The organism is Deinococcus aerophilus, assembly GCF_014647075.1.
In the GTDB taxonomy this organism is placed as follows: Bacteria; Deinococcota; Deinococci; order Deinococcales; family Deinococcaceae; genus Deinococcus; species Deinococcus aerophilus.
The window spans coordinates 1-15431 of the sequence record NZ_BMOM01000026.1; the positions used below are offsets into that span (position 1 = coordinate 1).

At 67.6% G+C, this 15431-nt stretch carries 16 protein-coding genes and 1 pseudogene; 5 read left to right on the plus strand and 12 right to left on the minus strand.

The window, feature by feature from the left end; genetic code table 11:
• Positions 1–513: 513 nt before the first annotated feature.
• Positions 514–804: a hypothetical protein gene (locus IEY21_RS13230; protein WP_188904822.1), complete on the minus strand. Its 291-nt coding sequence runs from the start codon at positions 802–804 to the stop codon at positions 514–516.
• Between the two features lie 229 nt (positions 805–1033).
• Between IEY21_RS13230 and IEY21_RS16870 the strand changes: the two genes are divergently transcribed.
• Positions 1034–3355 (plus strand): HD domain-containing phosphohydrolase, encoded by a 2322-nt coding sequence (locus IEY21_RS16870; RefSeq protein WP_229753099.1) that lies wholly within the window; start codon positions 1034–1036, stop codon positions 3353–3355.
• 116 nt (positions 3356–3471) lie between these two features.
• Here IEY21_RS16870 and IEY21_RS13250 read toward each other — a convergent pair whose 3' ends face one another.
• From IEY21_RS13250 to IEY21_RS13280, 7 genes are all read right to left on the minus strand, one after another.
• Positions 3472–3774, minus strand: a complete 303-nt coding sequence (locus tag IEY21_RS13250) for a hypothetical protein (RefSeq protein ID WP_188904823.1) — start codon at positions 3772–3774, stop codon at positions 3472–3474.
• Between the two features lie 194 nt (positions 3775–3968).
• Positions 3969–4253, minus strand: coding sequence for a thioredoxin domain-containing protein (locus IEY21_RS13255; RefSeq protein WP_188904824.1), 285 nt, complete (start codon positions 4251–4253; stop codon positions 3969–3971).
• Positions 4246–5268: a ribonucleotide-diphosphate reductase subunit beta gene (locus tag IEY21_RS13260; RefSeq protein ID WP_188904825.1), complete on the minus strand. Its 1023-nt coding sequence runs from the start codon at positions 5266–5268 to the stop codon at positions 4246–4248. The genes IEY21_RS13255 and IEY21_RS13260 overlap by 8 nt, the downstream gene beginning before the upstream one ends.
• Before the next feature lie 5 nt (positions 5269–5273).
• Positions 5274–7361, minus strand: coding sequence for a class 1b ribonucleoside-diphosphate reductase subunit alpha (nrdE, locus tag IEY21_RS13265; protein ID WP_188904826.1), 2088 nt, complete (start codon positions 7359–7361; stop codon positions 5274–5276).
• Complete coding sequence (locus tag IEY21_RS13270) at positions 7345–7725, minus strand: class Ib ribonucleoside-diphosphate reductase assembly flavoprotein NrdI (protein WP_229753101.1); 381 nt, start codon at positions 7723–7725, stop codon at positions 7345–7347. Before IEY21_RS13270 ends, nrdE begins: the two co-directional genes overlap by 17 nt.
• Complete coding sequence (locus IEY21_RS13275) at positions 7725–7931, minus strand: hypothetical protein (RefSeq protein ID WP_188904828.1); 207 nt, start codon at positions 7929–7931, stop codon at positions 7725–7727. Before IEY21_RS13275 ends, IEY21_RS13270 begins: the two co-directional genes overlap by 1 nt.
• The gene (locus IEY21_RS13280) at positions 7921–8361 is read right to left on the minus strand and encodes an acyl-CoA thioesterase (RefSeq protein WP_188904829.1); all 441 of its coding nucleotides are present in this window, start codon (positions 8359–8361) and stop codon (positions 7921–7923) included. Before IEY21_RS13280 ends, IEY21_RS13275 begins: the two co-directional genes overlap by 11 nt.
• A 624-nt stretch (positions 8362–8985) precedes the next feature.
• Here IEY21_RS13280 and IEY21_RS17150 point away from each other — a divergent pair.
• Positions 8986–9036, plus strand: a pseudogene (locus IEY21_RS17150) (hypothetical protein); the annotation flags it as partial.
• Positions 9037–9116: 80 nt separating this feature from the next.
• Positions 9117–10706 (plus strand): family 43 glycosylhydrolase, encoded by a 1590-nt coding sequence (locus tag IEY21_RS13290; RefSeq protein ID WP_188904830.1) that lies wholly within the window; start codon positions 9117–9119, stop codon positions 10704–10706.
• A 24-nt stretch (positions 10707–10730) separates the two neighbouring features.
• On the opposite strand, the gene IEY21_RS13295 is transcribed toward IEY21_RS13290, so the two are convergent.
• Positions 10731–11864, minus strand: a complete 1134-nt coding sequence (locus IEY21_RS13295; RefSeq protein ID WP_188904831.1) for a hypothetical protein — start codon at positions 11862–11864, stop codon at positions 10731–10733.
• 142 nt (positions 11865–12006) lie between these two features.
• Here IEY21_RS13295 and IEY21_RS13300 point away from each other — a divergent pair, with 142 nt between their 5' ends.
• Together IEY21_RS13300 and IEY21_RS13305 are read left to right on the plus strand one after the other, a co-directional pair.
• On the plus strand, positions 12007–12471 hold the full coding sequence (locus tag IEY21_RS13300) for a hypothetical protein (RefSeq protein ID WP_188904832.1): 465 nt from the start codon (positions 12007–12009) through the stop codon (positions 12469–12471).
• Positions 12468–12917 carry a hypothetical protein gene (locus tag IEY21_RS13305; protein ID WP_188904833.1) on the plus strand — a complete coding sequence of 150 codons (450 nt, stop codon included), beginning with the start codon at positions 12468–12470 and terminating at the stop codon, positions 12915–12917. Before IEY21_RS13300 ends, IEY21_RS13305 begins: the two co-directional genes overlap by 4 nt.
• Positions 12918–13164: 247 nt before the next feature.
• Here IEY21_RS13305 and IEY21_RS13310 read toward each other — a convergent pair whose 3' ends face one another.
• From IEY21_RS13310 to IEY21_RS13320, 3 genes are all read right to left on the minus strand, one after another.
• Positions 13165–13788: a hypothetical protein gene (locus IEY21_RS13310; RefSeq protein WP_188904834.1), complete on the minus strand. Its 624-nt coding sequence runs from the start codon at positions 13786–13788 to the stop codon at positions 13165–13167.
• Entirely contained in the window at positions 13785–13973 is a 189-nt protein-coding gene (locus IEY21_RS13315) for a hypothetical protein (protein WP_188904835.1), read from the minus strand. The genes IEY21_RS13310 and IEY21_RS13315 overlap by 4 nt, the downstream gene beginning before the upstream one ends.
• 343 nt (positions 13974–14316) lie before the next feature.
• Entirely contained in the window at positions 14317–15189 is an 873-nt protein-coding gene (locus IEY21_RS13320; RefSeq protein WP_188904836.1) for an ion transporter, read from the minus strand.
• Between the last annotated feature and the right edge of the window lie 242 nt (positions 15190–15431).

Below are 15431 nucleotides of genomic sequence, written 5' to 3' on the forward strand. Positions count from 1 at the left end.
GCCGCAAGCAAGCCAATCTGGAGCTGCTGATCTGGCTCTTTCTCCACCGCTACAACGCGTCATTACCTTGAACCCTCTACCCACTCTGACAGAATGGGCGACGTTGCGGATCTGGCTGGGGCGATCAGCGTGAGGGGTATTCCACCCTATGGTCGCCGTTGCTGGCCCCTTCCTGGCCTTCCTGTGAACCCGCACAGAAAACATCGTCTGGAACGTCTGTTTTTTTGGCCATTCTTCTGATTAGACAGAATGGCCATTTTTTGTTCGTTGTGGGCGTAAACAGACCTCGGCGTCACGGCAGATGGGGAGACCGGGCCGAGAAGACTCCGGGCATGTGGACCCCCGCGCGGGGCAGGTCCTCCAGCATCAGGCGGCAGTGGGTTCTGTGGCGGTTCCGGGTCACGGTGTCCGGACCCGCCATCCCTCTGGACCATTCCGTGGGGCACTTTTTCCTGTGGGGCACCTTTTGGGTCAGGACCCATTCTTCACGGCCCTACAGGTGCGCGCAGCGACTCACGTGCGGCGAAGTTGCCGCAGGCTCAGGAACCCGATCACCAGACTGCCAAACCCGGCGAGGACGATCAGGCGGTGGAGCAGTTCCCCCAGGGCCACGTCCTTCAGATGAAAAACCTGGAAGGTCAATGTTTCGAGCAGATGGGCCGCCCCGAGGATGATGGCGCCGGCCGAGATCCAGGACAGGGCCTTGCCGAACACGCTCCCCAACGTGGAGGTGCGGATCACCACGATCATCCACAGTGCCACGCTGACGAGGATCAGATCCAGAATCAAGTTTACGAGTTCCATGCGTGCTCCAGGTGGGGGCGAGAAGAAGGGGCACATCAGCACAACGACCCCAGCAGGCGTACTCCCCGGAGTGCGGCAGGCCGTCGCTGCCGACCTGGACCCTAGCTGAGCCAGTCTGCCAGAATCCTGACAGACCGCGCCAGAGGCGAGCCAGCCGTCTCGCCTAAACGCGGGGCCACCCGGGAGGATGTCAGAGTTGCGTGAGGGCTGCCCAGGTATCCTGGATGCCATGATGTCTGGTCCGGGTATGGACTCCGGGGGGTCAGCTGCGCCCCCGGACGCTCCCGCCAGGGTACAGGCCCGGCCCGGCCTGACCCTGGCGGCGCTGGGCCGCTGGACGTTGTTTGTCGGGACCCTGCTCACCGCAACACTCGGCATCTTCGCCGTTCGTCTGGGAGACCATGACCGGGTGACCATCATGCTGCTCGCCGATGCCGGCAGCGCCATCAACCGCCACCGCGCCCTCGAGTGGCAGGGCCTCGCTGCCCAGACCCGAACTCAGGACCTCCTCTCGTCGGCGGAAGACAGCCAGCAGCGACTGCAGCGCGTATGGAACAGGCTTGAGCAGGTCCACACCCGGGAACACGCTGGAGTGCTGCTCGCGCTGCGGCCGCTGCGCACTCCTCGGTTCCACGCCGAGGAGACACTGATGCGCCGGCTCTTCTCGGAGCTGCTTTCGGTCGTTGGAGAAGAGCGTGCACTCTTCGGCCCGTCTTCCGCCGACACCCGGAGTCTCGAGATCGAGCGCATCAGCCGCATCTCCGAGCGCCTGGAGATCCTGATCGAGCGCATGCGTGTGGAGCGGGAAATGGAAGCGGAACGCATGCTGGCGACCGCGATGCACCTGTTTCTCCTTACCCTGCTGGCCGGGGTGGGCACCCTGGTCCTCTTCATACGGCGGTTCCAAGACGTTCAGCACCTGACAGGTCAGCTTCGGCGGGACCGTCAGGAAGCGCGGGAACGCGAAACGCGCGATTCCCTCACCGGCGTGTGGAACCGTCTGGGTCTGCAGGCCACCTATGACCTGCACTGGAGCGCAACAGAGTGCATGGTGGTGATGCTTGACCTCAACCGGTTGAAGACGGTCAACGACACCGGTGGCCACGCTGCTGGCGACGTCTATCTGCGCAAGACGGCCCAGGCATTGACGGCGGCCACGCCGTTTCCGGGTGAGGTGGCCCGCTGGGGCGGAGACGAGTTCGTGGTGCTGTTGCCGGGCAGCAGTGAGGACGTGGCCCACCGGCTGGCCCGGCAGGCCATGCACGCCATCGGCGAAGTCGACGGCCTACCGCCCTTTGCGTATGGCCTCGCCGTGGCCCCACCGGCGCGACCGCTGCAGCGGGCCCTGGCACTGGCCGACGCGGCGATGTATGAACACAAGGACCGGCAGCGGCAGCGCCTCAGTCCGGCAACCGACCCGCGCACGGGAATCACGGTGGAGGAGTTCTCGGTGCGGCTGGAACAGCTGGAAACGCCCCAGCAGGTGCTCGGGGTGGGCCTGCCTCTGGTCCGGGATCTGCTGGGCTTCACGGTGGCCATCTACCTGGAACGTGCCGACGACGTCTTTACGCTGCGGCACCTGCTGGCTCCTTCCCCGGCCACCGGGCCGGTGGCCCAGCTGGGGGACCGTTACCGGGGCGACCATGGCCTGCTGGGCCGGGCCATCAGTGGCGGTCAGTCGGTGTGGAGCAACGACTATTCCAACGAGCCCGAAGCCCTGCCGCAGTGGACGGAGCTTGATATCCGCAGCCTGCTGCTGGTTCCGGTGCGCTGCCGCGCACAGGTGCAGGGTGTGCTGGGTCTGGCACAGTTGCAGACCTGGCAAGCCGTCACTCCGCAGGCGCGGCGGCTGCTCGAGGCTGTGGCCGGTCGGCTCGGCCACGCCATGGAGCAGGAACGGGCGGTAGACGCGGCCCGACGAAGCCTGTGGGGTGGACTCTTTGCCCTGGGTGTGGCGCTTGAGGAGCGTGATCTGGAGACTGCCGGGCACACCGAGCGGGTTCTGACGCAGGCCCAGGCGGTGGGCCGTCACCTGGGGCTGACGCGGGAGGCGCTCGACGCCCTGAGCCAGGGAGCGTTCCTGCACGACATCGGCAAGCTCACCATCCCCGACGCCATTCTGAGAAAACCCGGCCCCCTCACGCCAGAGGAATGGACCGTCATGAAAACGCATGCACAGCGCGGACATGACATTGCCCGGCGACTGCCCGACCTGCCCCCGGCCACCTTGACGGTGGTGCGCAGCCACCACGAACGCTGGAACGGTGAGGGCTATCCGGACGGTCTGGTCGGCGACGCGATTCCCCTGGAGGCGCGGATCTTCGCGGTGTGCGACGTGTACGACGCCCTGACCCACGCCCGCCCTTACAAGGCCGCGTGGACACCGGCGGCGGCGCTCGCCGAGATCGAGGCCCAGCGGGGCAGGCATTTCGATCCGGCGGTCGTGGACGCCTTTGTGGCGATGTTCGCTCCGTGCGGTCCTCTGGCGTCACCCGCCGCACCGCCGCACGGCGCCGCAGAAAGTCCTGCACAAAGAATGCCCGGGAGGTGACGTTCTGCAGTTCTCAAGCCGGAACACCACGAATCATCTTTTCACCTAACAGGTCTTAGGTGAAAAGATGATTCGTGGTGCGGTACCGGATCGCCGGCCTCCTGTGAACCAGCTCATCACTCGGCGTGCACCTGGGTTGCGTCCGGAGTGTCCCCGGCGGGCCGCGCCCGGGTCCGGCTCCAGGCGGCGCGCACCTCTGCGAACACTGCGGCATTCAACCGGCGCACAGTTTCCCAGTCCGCTTGCCTGGTGGGAAAGTGCCGCTCGAGGCGCTGCTGCACGAACCCGGTCAGCAGCGCCTCGGTGGCCAGCCGGTGTTCCGGGGAGGGTCCCGGCTCCAGCCAGCGCATGGTCCGCGTGAGGGCCCAGGCGTACACCGCCCGGTCCTGTTCCTGCAACACATTCAGCCGCCCGATCATGTTCAGCAGGTGCCCCGAGTGAAGTCCCTGTCTGTTCCGGGGCAGCAGTCCGCCGAAAAAGCCGCCCACATCCTGGTAAGTCGCGAGGGCCAGGAGGCGGGAAAGCGTGTATGGCGTTCCAGGCAGCGTGAAGGCACCGTATTCCAGAGGGATGCCTTCCCTGCGCCGGTCCGGTGGAGGGACCTGCGGCAGCTTCAGTCCTGTTCCAGCAGAAAGCCCCGGACCTGACCCAGTCCTCCGGTGTTCAGGAGCACCCGGCCGGTGGACCGGTGAATCAGCGCCGGCGTGCTGCGAACGCCACTGCTCTCCGTCAGCGCGGCAAATGCTCTTGGCTGCTGCTGGCGGTGCACGACCTCGATCTGGGCGTCAAACTGGCCCTTCAGGGGTCTGGCGAGCATCAACTTCAGGCGCTCGCAGCTGGGGCAGTGATCCTGGGTCAGCAGCACAAAGGGCGCGGTGGGGCTCCGGGTCTCAGCCATGGCCCACCTGCACACTGGGCTGAAGATCAGGAAAGCCCCCCGCCCACAGCGCGTCAATGTCGGCGTCCGTGAGCGGCTCCGTCGCGATTTTGCTGTAGTTGCTGCCCTTGGCGCTGAAGAAGTCGTGGGTGGTGCCGCGCGTCTGAATGCCGTTATGAACCACCGGATGGATGGCCTCGTCGGAGAAACTCCGTTCCAGGCCCAGGTTGTCGGCCAGCACGTTGAAGTTGAAGCGGATGAAGCGCCCCACCTCCCCGGCGAGGTTCAGGTCCGCGTACAGGACCTGGGTATAGGCCAGTTCATTTCTGTACAGCGTCTGCAGGGTCTCGGCGTACCACGCCCTGGCATATGCCTGTTCGGGTCCACCCATCGCATTGAACTTCTCCTGGGCCAGCAGCGCCACGTACACGCCGTGCAGCGCCTCATCCAGGATGATCAGGTTGAAGATCTCGCCGGCCGAGACCATGCGGCCCTGCCCGGCCAGGTACAGCGGATAGAAGAACCCGCTGTAGAACAGCGCCGTTTCCAGCATGCACGACACCACCAGTTTCTTCCACAGCCCCAGGGTGGACACGTCGGGGTCCTGGAACACACCCTGAATAAAGGCGATTTTGAACTGCAACTGTGGCTGGGTCCGCACCCATTCGAAGACCTCACGCTCCTCGGTACTCGTCAGGAAGGTCTTGTTCATCATCGAGTACGAGCGGGCGTGGATGTCCTCCATCATGCCCTGAAACTGCAGCGTCGCCTTGCGGATGTGGCCGTCCACCAGACCGCGCAGCGCGGGCATGCCCACCTCGCCCTGCAGGGTGTCCAGCGCGTTCAGACCCGCCGAGGCGTGGATGTACGTCCAGCGTTCGGCGCTGCTGAGGGTCTTCCAGACCAGGGCGTCGTTGCTCAGCGGGATTTCCTCGGGAAACCACAACTGCGAGGTGTATTTCTCGTAGAAGGTGGCCGAGAAGCTGTCCTCGGGATCGGACCAGTTGGTGGCGGAAAAGGGTTGGAACGACATCATTCTCCTTAAACCACGCAGCTCAGGCACTGTTGCAGGTTAGACTTGCGCAGGCGCGTGTAGTACAGGGTTTTTATTCCCAGGCGGTAGGCGTACAGGTAGTACGCCTGCAGGGTGCGGGTGGTAACGTCCGCGGGCACGAACAGCGTGCAAGAAATGCCCTGATCCACGTGTTTCTGTGCGGCGGCCACGGTGTCGAGCACGCGGCGCTGGTCCATGTCGTAGGCCTCCTCGTAATACCACTCGGTCTCGGGACTCAGTCCTGGCATGGGGTAGATGGTCCGGGCCTTGTTGCTCGTGCGTGTCTCCACCCTTTCTGTAATGGGCATGATGCTCGCCGAGGCGTTGGACACGTAACTGATGCTTCCGGTGGGGGCCACCGCCATCACGAACGAGTGGGCCAGGCCGTGCTGCTTGATGTCCGCGACGAGTTGCTCCCAGTCGGCACGGGTGGGCAGGGCATGACCGTCAAACAGGGCCGCGACTGCCGACGTCCTCGGCGCGAAGTCCCGCTCCAGGTACTGCGCGAAGTGTTCGCCGGACTGGTAGCGGCTGCCCCCGAAGCCCCTGAAGACAAAGCCCGTGTCCCGCGCGAGTTCCATGCTCGCCCGGCGGGCGTGGTAGTGCACGGCGGCAAAGAACACGTCCACGAACTCCAGCGCCTCGGGAGAGCCGTAGATCAGTTCATGACCTGCCAGGTACGAGTGCAGGCCCATCGCGCCCAGGCCCACCGAGCGCATCTCCTCGTTGGCGCGGCGAACGGCCGGCACCTCGGTGATGTGGGTGGAGCGGGCCACGTTGTCCAGCAGGCGCACCGCCGTGCCCACCACCCGGCCGATGTCGCCGCTGCCCATCGTCTGCTCGATCACCAGCGAGGCCAGGTTGCACGACACGTCCAGTCCGATGCGGTCCTCGTTCTCGCGGCCGTACGCATGAAAGGAGCTGGGAGTGGTGGGCTGCAGGATCTCCGAGCACAGGTTGCTCATCTTGATGCTGCCGACGTTGGGAATGGGGTTGGCCCGGTTGGCATGGCCCTCGAACAGCAGGTACGGGTAGCCGCTCTCCCCCTGCGTCACGGCGATTTCCTCCAGCACCCGGCGCGCCGGGACGCGCTTCTTGCGGATGCGGGGGTTGCCGGCCAGCGCGTCGTATTCGCGCGTCCAGTCGATGTCGGTGAACTCCCGCCCGGTCTCCTGCCACAGCGAGTGCGGGTAGAACTGGTAGACGTCCTCGCCGGCCCGCACCTTCTCGATGAAGAGGTCCGGAATGGTGGCCCCCACGCTCAGGGTCTTGAGGCGGGCGTCCTCGTCGGTGGCGATCTTCTTGGCCGAAAGCGTATCCAGAAAGTCGGCGTGCATCACGCTGAGGTAGATGGCCCCCGCGCCCGGGCGCTGTCCGGCCTGATCGGCGTACCGGAGCATGTGGTCGAGCATCTTGGCGACGCCGAGTACGCCTTTGGTGACGTTCTGGATGCCGCGCAGGCTCTCGCCGCGCGCCCGCAGGTTGCTGACCTCCACGCCGATGCCGCCGCCCCCCTTGCTGAGTTCGGCCACAAAGGACAGTGTCTTGGTGATGGAGTCCAGATTGTCGGTGCAATCCTGCAGGAGAAAACATGACACGAGGCGGCCGGTGTTCGCCTTACCCGAGTTCATTAGCGTGGGCGTGGCCGGGGTAAAGGTCTGGTTCACCAGATGATGCACCAGTTCCAGGGCGCCTTCGAGGGTGCTGGAGCGGGCCAGCGCGGTGACGGCCATGCGGTCCTCGTAGCGCTCGTACCAGCGGGTGCGGTCCGAGGACATGGCGGCGTACTCGCTGTAGAACTTGTACGCGCCCATGAACGACCGGAAGCGGAACTTGAAGCTGTAGGCACGGTCGAAGACCGCCTGCACCTCTGCGTGGGTATAGCGCTCAAACAGCCCGGCGTCCCATACGCCGCGCTCGGTCAGGAAGCGGATCTTTTCTTTCAGGGTATGAAAGAAGACGGTGTTGGGGTTGACCTTCTCCTGAAAGTAGACCTGCAGGGCTTCGAGGTCGTGCCCGGGCTGCACCTGCGTGCCGGCGAGGACCCGGTTGTTGAGTTCAATCCAGCGTTCCATATCGGTTCTGCTCCCTTAACCACGTTAGGATCCGCACGCGGTCGGCGGCGGTGCCGCCCTTGTTGACTTTTGCGACGACGGGCACGCCGTGCGTCTGGGCGATCACGTTCGCCGCCTGCGCAAAGTTCTGGCCCCAGTGGTACGAGCCGCTGGAGACCACCCCACGCAGCAGGTGGCCGTGCTGATCGAGAAAGGTGCGCGTGCTGCCGGGCACCTGCCCGCTGCCGAAGGTGTAGGTCAGCAGCAGGTAGGCGCGCTCTGGCGTCTGCGTCCGCACGTCCACCGCCTCTGTGCCCACCGCTGTGGCCAGCTCCCGCGCCAGCCGCCGCACGTTGCCGGTCAGGGAGTCGTAGGCGAGCAGCATCACCCTTTCAGTCCGCGCCGACCGCGCAGCTCGGCGTCGAAGAGCTGCAGCTCGGCCGCCAGCGCCCCCACCACCCGCCGCACATCGGCCTCCGAGAGCACGCCGCGCTCGTTCAGCACGGCCAGCAGCTCCAGCATCATGCCCACGCTGCCCTGTCCCTGGGCCGCGCCCTTCAAGGCGGCCAGGGCCTGGGGGTTACAGGACATGGCGCCGCTCCATGCGGGGCACGGGGGTGGGCTGTCCGTCGTCGTCCAGCGCCACGAGCACGAAGGTGCCGGTACATCCCAGTTCCCGGCGCTCGCTGTACATCTGCTCGATGAACAGTTCCACGAGCACGGTCATGCTGCTGCGACCTGTGCGGATCACGCGCGCGACAAGGTCCACCAGGCTGCCCTGCGGAATGGGGCGGGTGAACTCCATGGCGTCCAGGTGCCGCGTGACCACCCGGCGGCGGCAGTACCGGGTGGCGGCGATAAAGGCGGCGCTTTCCATGAGCGACAGGGCCTCGCCGCCGAACAGTGTGCCGTGGTGGTTGGTGTCGCCGGGAAACACCACGTGGGTCACGCGGGTCTCGACCGCGTACGGGCGGAGCGGTGAGAAAGGGGGACCAAACGGAGAGTGCGCGGAAGCGTTCATGAAGTGACCTCGCAGGAAAGCAACAGAAGCAATAGAGCCGTGACGCCGGTGCCGGTGCAGCACGGGTCAGAAGGGTGGCAACGCAAAAAAACGCCTCCGCACGGCCCACGGGGGGCGGCAAAGACGGTAGGGCACAGCTAGTTCGGCACGGTGGTCATCCTTGGCTCCTACGCGGGAGCAGGCACGAGAGGACGTGGACTCCGCGAGGCGAGCGTTCGGACTGAAGACCGTAGCGCGACTGTGCCGGACTGACCTCGCTGCGCCGGGTGGGGCGCGCAAGTATGACCGGACTTCCCTCGGTTCCTGCGGAGGCTGCCCGTCGGGGCAGCGACGTCACTGTACTCCATCTGCTGTGCACAGGTGGGTGGGGGCACGGCAGATGGAGTACAGGCGGGTGGGCGCGCACAACCAGGCCTATACCCTCAAGCTTTGCTGTTCATATCCCGCTCTTTCTGTGATAATCGGGGAGGTTCACGAGGTTCCCTGCCGGAACCGAGAAAGGAGGGCGATGCCCGCATCTGGAAGTCGCGGCTGAGTCTGGAGGGCGAGCAGGCCCTGCCGGTCCTCAAGGCGCTGGCGAATGAAACCCGTCTGTTGATCCTGAGCCTGCTGACCCACAACGCCATGAACGTCTCGGAACTGGCCGCGGCGCTGGGGCTCGCGCATCCCACGGTGAACTTCAACCTCAACCAGCTGGTGGACGCGGGCCTGATCACGGTTGAATATGAACCGGGCACCCGCGGCTCACAGAAGTTGTGTTCGCGCTGTACTTTACCGCGCAGGACGCGGCCAGCGGCCGCCAGTGCATCGGCGTGGCAACTGCATCCTCCCCGGCGGGTCCCTTCCGGGATGCCTCCGCGCAGCCGCTGGTCTGCCAAGTCGGCGAGGGCGGCAGCATCGACGCCAGCCCCTTTCAGGACGCCGACGGAACACGCTACCTGCTGTGGAAGAACGACGGCAATTGCTGCAACCAGGCCACCAACCTGTATCTTCAGCCGCTCAGCGCCGACGGCCTGCGCCTGACTGGCAAGGCGAGCACCCTGATCCAGAACTTCCAGCTGTGGGAGGGCGCCGTGATCGAGGCCCCCACCCTGTACCATGCGGGCGGCGTGTACTACCTGCTGTACTCGGCCGGTCCGTACGACAGTGACCTGTACGCGGTGGGCTACGCGACGGCCCCGCGCGTGACCGGGCCGTACAAAAAGGCCCCGGAGAATCCCATCCTCGTGAGCCGGGGGGAGGTGGCCGGTCCCGGGCACCAGACGGTGGTGACCGACGGCGCGGGCCGCACTTGGCTGGCGTACCACGCCTGGACCGCCGGGCGCACCTCGGACGCGGCGGGCGGCTACCGCAGCCTGCGGCTGGACCCGGTGAGTTGCGCAGGCGGCCGGGTGAAGGTCACCGGGCCGACCGTGACGCCGCAGCGGGCGCCGGCGCCGTTGCCCGCGGGTCCCCTGTACCCGGGGGACTTCGCCGATCCCTTCGTGCTGAATGTGGACGGCACGTACTACGCCTACGGCACCGGCCTGCACGGCAGAGCCGGAGGGCTGGCCTTCGAGGCGCTGTCCTCGCCGGACCTGATCCACTGGACCTCCCACGGCGGAGTGCTCACGCCGCTGGGACCGGAGCGCCGGGACCACTGGGCCCCGGAGATCGCGCGCCGGGAGCAGACCTTCTACCTGTACCACTCGGTAGGCCACGGGGACCAGGGGCACCACCTGCGGGTGGCGACGGCGGCGCATCCGCTGGGGCCGTTTGAAGACCTGGGCCTGAACCTGACGCCGGACGAACTGTTTGCCATCGACCCGCATCCCTTTCAGGCTCCGGACGGCGCGTGGTGGCTGTTTTTCGCGCGCGACGACCTGGGCGGCGAGCGCCCCGGCACCGTGCTCGCGGTGGCCCCACTGCACGACATGACCCGGCTGGGCGAGGCCCGGACCATTCTGCGCGCCAGCGGCGACTGGCAACGCTACCAGCGGGAGCGGGCGATGTACGGCGGCGTCCACGACTGGCACACCCTGGAAGGGCCCTTCGTGGTGTGGCGCGCGGGCCGGTTCCAGCTGCTGTACTCGGGAGGAGCCTGGGTCAACGAGACCTATGGAGCAGGGCACGCGGTCGCCGATCATCCGCTCGGACCGTGGACCGAGCCGGTGCCGGGTGCCTGCGTGTTGCGCACCGCCGGCTCCCTGCGGGGGCCCGGCCACGCCAGCGTGACCGCGCGGGGGGGGCAGGACGTTCTGGTGTTCCACGCCTGGGACGCGCTGCGCACGCGCCGGCAACTGTACGCCGCGCCGCTGTTCTGGCGGGAGGGCCGGCCCTGCACGGAGTGGTCCGGGGGACCGTGACCGCCCGGTGCGGAGCCACGAGAATCACGCCGGGGCCTCCTCGTCCGGCAGGGGCGGAATCCGGGCGACAAGCAGATGCCACCCTTCCCGGCCGTCCCGGGCCACGCACAGGTGGGTGTGAAGGGTCCCGAGCTCCTCCACGGCCCCGCGGGCGTTGCGCGTCCACCGCAGCGGCGCCGGGTCGTCCCCGTCCTGGGCAAAGGCGTGTCGCAGGCTGCGCTGCAGGGCGCTGCGGACGGTGCCGAGCAGCTCGTGTGGAACGCCGAGCGGAACGATCAGGGCGACGTGCCCTCCCGCCTTCACGGCGGGCACACTGTGCTCCAGGATCCGCTCGAGCCACGCGACGTAGCCCGCGTCGTCCGGCGTGAAGCGGTCCCTGGGCAGGTTCAGGCTGCCGGGCAGGGGGGGATGAAGGATCAGCAGGTGCGGGTGTGGGTGGGGTGAGTCCTGCAGGGCCGTGCCCAGGTCGCTGACGAGCAGGTTGAGCGGCCGGACATGCCGCGCGCCCGGTGGGGGCCAGCGGTCGCTCGCCCAGGCGATGTGGCCGAGTTCGGTCGCGATGCGGGCGACGTTGCCCGCACCGGCCATCGGGTCGGCGACCACGCCGGGCGTGGGCTGGTAGCGGGCAATCAGGCTGCGCGCCACCGCCGGATGCAGGCCTTCGGCGTGGTCGACCTCTTCGCGGCGGTAGACCCACGCAAGGTCGCGGTGGTCGTACCGGCGCGGCGGACGTCCGCCCGGCGGCCTGGGGGCCAGCCAGCCGCGGCCCGGCGGCGGGTCCTGCTCCCGGCGCAGGTGCCCGGCGAGCTGCCGGCGCTGATCCGACAGGGAACCCGTGAGGCTCAGTCCGCGCAGCCGGCCGGTCCGGTCCTGCTGCCCCAGGGTTTCGAGCAGCTGGAAGTTCGCGCCCGCGGCGAGCAGGGCGCGGCGTTCCGGTCCCCACGCCGCGATGTAGCGCAGGTGCCGGCGGACGTAGGTCCCGCTTCCCAGGGCATTCATGACCGCCGCTGCCGCCGCGTTCCCCCGGTCGACATCGGCCAGAAAGCGGGTCAGCAGCGCGTCGTCTCCGTCGCCGACGGTGTGGTCGGTTCCGTAGTGGGCGGCGACCGCCTCGAGCAGCGCGACATACCGTCGCCAGGTGGATCCGCCGCGGGTCATATGCCCGAGAATGCCACGCCGGGGGCCGGTCCGTTGAACGGATTGCGGCGGCGGTTCCGGGACGGGCGTTCACACCGGCGTCCAGCGGATTCCGTTCAACGGACAGACCGACCGTGATCAAGACTGGGATCAGGAGGTGCACATGACCCGCATCTGGACCGACGCCGATCCTTTCGACGAGCCCCCGCCCCACCCGCTGCTGCGAGCGATCGGTGACGCCCTCTCCTGCCTGGAGCCTGTGCTGCGCTCGGTACAGTACGACGCCGCCGGCCCGCAGCCCTGCGTCACCGTGGGCTTCGGCGGCGCGTGGCACCTCGCGGGCATCCGCATCCTCGACGAGGACACGCTGCTGCTGGACCTGCCGGTGGGCGAGGTCGACCAGGCGGCCGAGGTTCTCGCGGCCCTGCTCGCTGAGAACCTCGGTGGCCCCTGGCTCTACCGCGTGGACGGCCCCTCGCGGGGCGCGCGCCTGATCGTCGTGATCGAGCACCTGATGCCGCTGGCCGACCTGCCCGACCTGCCGGGCCGGCTCCTCGCCGGCTGGCAGGAGAAACTCATCCGCCAGGGCCTGCTGGAGGCCCTGGGCAACGCTGGAGGCACCCCATGATGACCGAGCGCCGTCCCGCCCCGCCCGAACATCCCCGCGCGGCCGCGCTGCTCGCCGCCCTCGAGCGCGTGCAGGTGGTGCTCGACGCGTGGCGCTGGGACGTGGTCGGGGAAGACCTGGTCGTGGTGACGTTTCTGCGCCGCGCGCGCGTCAGTCTGCGGATCTGGCTGCAGGCGGACGTGATCAACCTTGACGTGTGGTGTGCGACCATTGCCCCGGACGTGAACCGGCTGAGCTGGCTGCTGGCGCAGAACCTCGGCCAGCCCTTCAAGGCCCGCGCGTGCCACGCGGAGGGTGGCCTGCACATCTACCTCACCCGGGACGTGCCCCTGGACGCGCTGGACGACCTCGGCGCACTGATCTGGGACGCGTACGAGGCCTCGCTGCTCACGGCCGGGCGCCTGCTGCAGGTGGCTCCCGCCCCGGCCGCCGACCACCGCGCGTGATTCCTGGGACCGCCTGGGATGTTCCGTCCGGTGTCTGGCGTCCTGTGTAGGGCGCAGGGCCCTGAGATGCTCTTCCCAGGACACTTCGGCAGATCCCCGGTCCCCTGCCCGTGGCCGAGAGCTCTTCAAAGGTCTGGAGGGCTTCGGACGTCTGCCGGGCGCGCTGCAGGGCAACGGCATCGACAGGCACGCTGGCGAGCATCAACATGGCGGACGGCACGGCGGTCCGGACGGGCGAGGGGTGACGTTACCGGTCGTCCCTCCGGGAGGCCGGCGGATCAGGCAGATGGAAAAAGTCCAGTCCGGCCGCCGGCGCTGGCAGCGCCGCAAGACCCGTGGGCCGGGTGTAGTAGGCCCAGGGAAACCACAGGGTTCCGACACGTCCCCAGCCCTGGGCTTCCAGCGCACCGCGCCCAGGATCGAAGGCGAGGACCCGGCGGTGTTCCCACTGCTGGGTGTCGCGTGTAATCAGGTGATACAGCGTTCCAAACCCCACGGAGTGCCATCCGTACCGCCCCGCGCGGTTCAGGATCTCCATCTCATCGAAGGCGGTCAGCGGACTCAGCCGGTGGGTTTCCCCGGGTGGCCAAGCCCCGGTATCGGAGGGAGGGGCGGATTTGCCGAAGCGTTGCTGCGCGGCCTGCCGGGTCATGCCGAGGGTGCTTCCGATGGTCTCCCAGCTGTGCCCCGCGCTGCGGGCGGCCAGAACGCTGGACTGCAGCAACGCCTCGACCGTTCGCTGCGCCGCGGCGGTCTGCCGGATCAGGTCGAGATGCGCCTGTGGCTCGCTGTCCAGGCGCCCTGGAAGGTCCGGGAGCGATGTGGTGATGGCCGCGGAGAGCTGCTTTTCCAGAGTGGTCGGATCGGTCATTCCTTGCTGGAGGCGGAGCGGTGGGCCAGTCCCAGGAGAACGATGGCCAGGGCGAGCAGCACGCCGGCCGCCCTGAGCAGGTAGGGTACTTCGAGGGCGCTGCTCAGGACGGCCGTCATGCTGGCGGAAAGGGCGCAGGTGGCGGCCAGCACGCGGAATCTGACGTTCTGTTCACTGGGGGTCATATGTCAACTTTAGATTGACGCGGCCGCTTTGTCAACCTTTTGTTGCATTCCGCCATCTGCAGCCGCCGGGTGTGTAGACCGGTCCATGACCGTCCATGGGGAGTCCTGGAACGTCCCTGGGCATGTCCCCGCCCCGGTTGGCGTTTCTGGCACGACTTCCTGATGGTCCCCCGGGATCACTCCAGGCGGCGTGCCGGTCCGTTCTGCGTGGTCGGCAGGGTCACCGCGCAGGCCAGGGCAGGGTCATGGCCCGACAGCCGGCCAGGAAGTCCCAGTGGGTCAGCTTTCCTCGAGGTGACTGCCGCAGGTCCCTCGGGAGTGCTCCCCGTGCCCACCTCGGCCCTTAGCCTGTGCCGGACGCCGGCGGGACTTTCGGCAGCGCCTCTCCGCAGCGCCGGCAGTAGCGGGCATCTGACTGATGGGCCTTCAGGCCGCAGCGTGAACATTCCCGCGCTCCCAGGGAGGTGCCGTCCTCATGGCGCCGCTCCGCGTGGGCCTGGGTCAGTCCCACCGTGACGATGCCGGTGGGCACCGCGATGATGCCGTAGCCCAGAATCATCGCCAGCGACGCCAGCGCCTTGCCCCACCCGGTCCTCGGCGCGATGTCTCCGTACCCCACGGTGGTCAGCGTGACGATGGCCCAGTAGATGCCCGTGGGTATGCTGGTAAAGCCGTTGGAAGGACCCTCGACGACATACATCAGGGTACCGATGAGCACCACCAGCGTCAGCACCACCGCGAGGAACACCACGATCTTCGCGAGGCTCGCCTGCAGCGCCCGGGACAGCACGCGCGCCTCGGACAGGTAGCGCACCAGCTTGAGCACTCGGAAGATCCGCAGCAACCTCAGCACCCGGACGATCAGCAGCACCTGGGCTCCGGGAATGAGCAGCGCGAGATAGGCCGGCAGAATCGACAGCAGATCCACCACCCCGAAGAAGCTGCGGGCGTAATGGGCCGGGTGCCGGGCGGACACGAGCCGCAGCAGGTACTCGGCGGTGAACAGCACGGTCAGGGCCCATTCCAGATCGCGCAGCGGCGCAGCGTAGCGCCGCTGGAACCCGGAGACGCTGTCGAGCATCACGGCGAGCACACTGAGCACGATCGCGGCGATCAGCAGCAGGTCAAAGGCGCGTCCAGCCGGGGTGTCCGCGTCGTAGATGACGTTGCCCAGATTCACCCGCCACGCTGCCCGCCGGTCCGTCCCGCCGCTCATGGCAGAAGTGTAGCGGTGCCTGAAGGCTCCCGCCATGGCGGCACGGCCCGAACCATTCACCCCGGGAGATCCCGGGGCGCCGCCAGGGTGTGGGGAGCAGACGTATTTCGCGCAGAAGTTGGAACAGGGGGGCTGTCTCTTCGGCCGCCAGCTTCGTCAAGACCGTCCACTTTCAAGAGTGGTGACCACGCGCGCCTGGCCACGGCAGGTCTGTGCGGGGCGGCCGTGGCGCAGCAGTCGGC

Bases quoted from the DNA above. Each gene is read 5' to 3' on its own strand.
- IEY21_RS13230 (WP_188904822.1), bottom strand. From the start codon at position 804: ATGGAACTCGTAAACTTGATTCTGGATCTGATCCTCGTCAGCGTGGCA.
- IEY21_RS16870 (WP_229753099.1), top strand. From the start codon at position 1,034: ATGATGTCTGGTCCGGGTATGGACTCCGGGGGGTCAGCTGCGCCCCCG.
- IEY21_RS13250 (WP_188904823.1), bottom strand. From the start codon at position 3,774: ATGATCGGGCGGCTGAATGTGTTGCAGGAACAGGACCGGGCGGTGTAC.
- IEY21_RS13255 (WP_188904824.1), bottom strand. From the start codon at position 4,253: ATGGCTGAGACCCGGAGCCCCACCGCGCCCTTTGTGCTGCTGACCCAG.
- IEY21_RS13260 (WP_188904825.1), bottom strand. From the start codon at position 5,268: ATGATGTCGTTCCAACCCTTTTCCGCCACCAACTGGTCCGATCCCGAG.
- nrdE (WP_188904826.1), bottom strand. From the start codon at position 7,361: ATGGAACGCTGGATTGAACTCAACAACCGGGTCCTCGCCGGCACGCAG.
- IEY21_RS13270 (WP_229753101.1), bottom strand. From the start codon at position 7,725: ATGCTGCTCGCCTACGACTCCCTGACCGGCAACGTGCGGCGGCTGGCG.
- IEY21_RS13275 (WP_188904828.1), bottom strand. From the start codon at position 7,931: ATGTCCTGTAACCCCCAGGCCCTGGCCGCCTTGAAGGGCGCGGCCCAG.
- IEY21_RS13280 (WP_188904829.1), bottom strand. From the start codon at position 8,361: ATGAACGCTTCCGCGCACTCTCCGTTTGGTCCCCCTTTCTCACCGCTC.
- IEY21_RS13295 (WP_188904831.1), bottom strand. From the start codon at position 11,864: ATGACCCGCGGCGGATCCACCTGGCGACGGTATGTCGCGCTGCTCGAG.
- IEY21_RS13300 (WP_188904832.1), top strand. From the start codon at position 12,007: ATGACCCGCATCTGGACCGACGCCGATCCTTTCGACGAGCCCCCGCCC.
- IEY21_RS13305 (WP_188904833.1), top strand. From the start codon at position 12,468: ATGATGACCGAGCGCCGTCCCGCCCCGCCCGAACATCCCCGCGCGGCC.
- IEY21_RS13310 (WP_188904834.1), bottom strand. From the start codon at position 13,788: ATGACCGATCCGACCACTCTGGAAAAGCAGCTCTCCGCGGCCATCACC.
- IEY21_RS13315 (WP_188904835.1), bottom strand. From the start codon at position 13,973: ATGACCCCCAGTGAACAGAACGTCAGATTCCGCGTGCTGGCCGCCACC.
- IEY21_RS13320 (WP_188904836.1), bottom strand. From the start codon at position 15,189: ATGAGCGGCGGGACGGACCGGCGGGCAGCGTGGCGGGTGAATCTGGGC.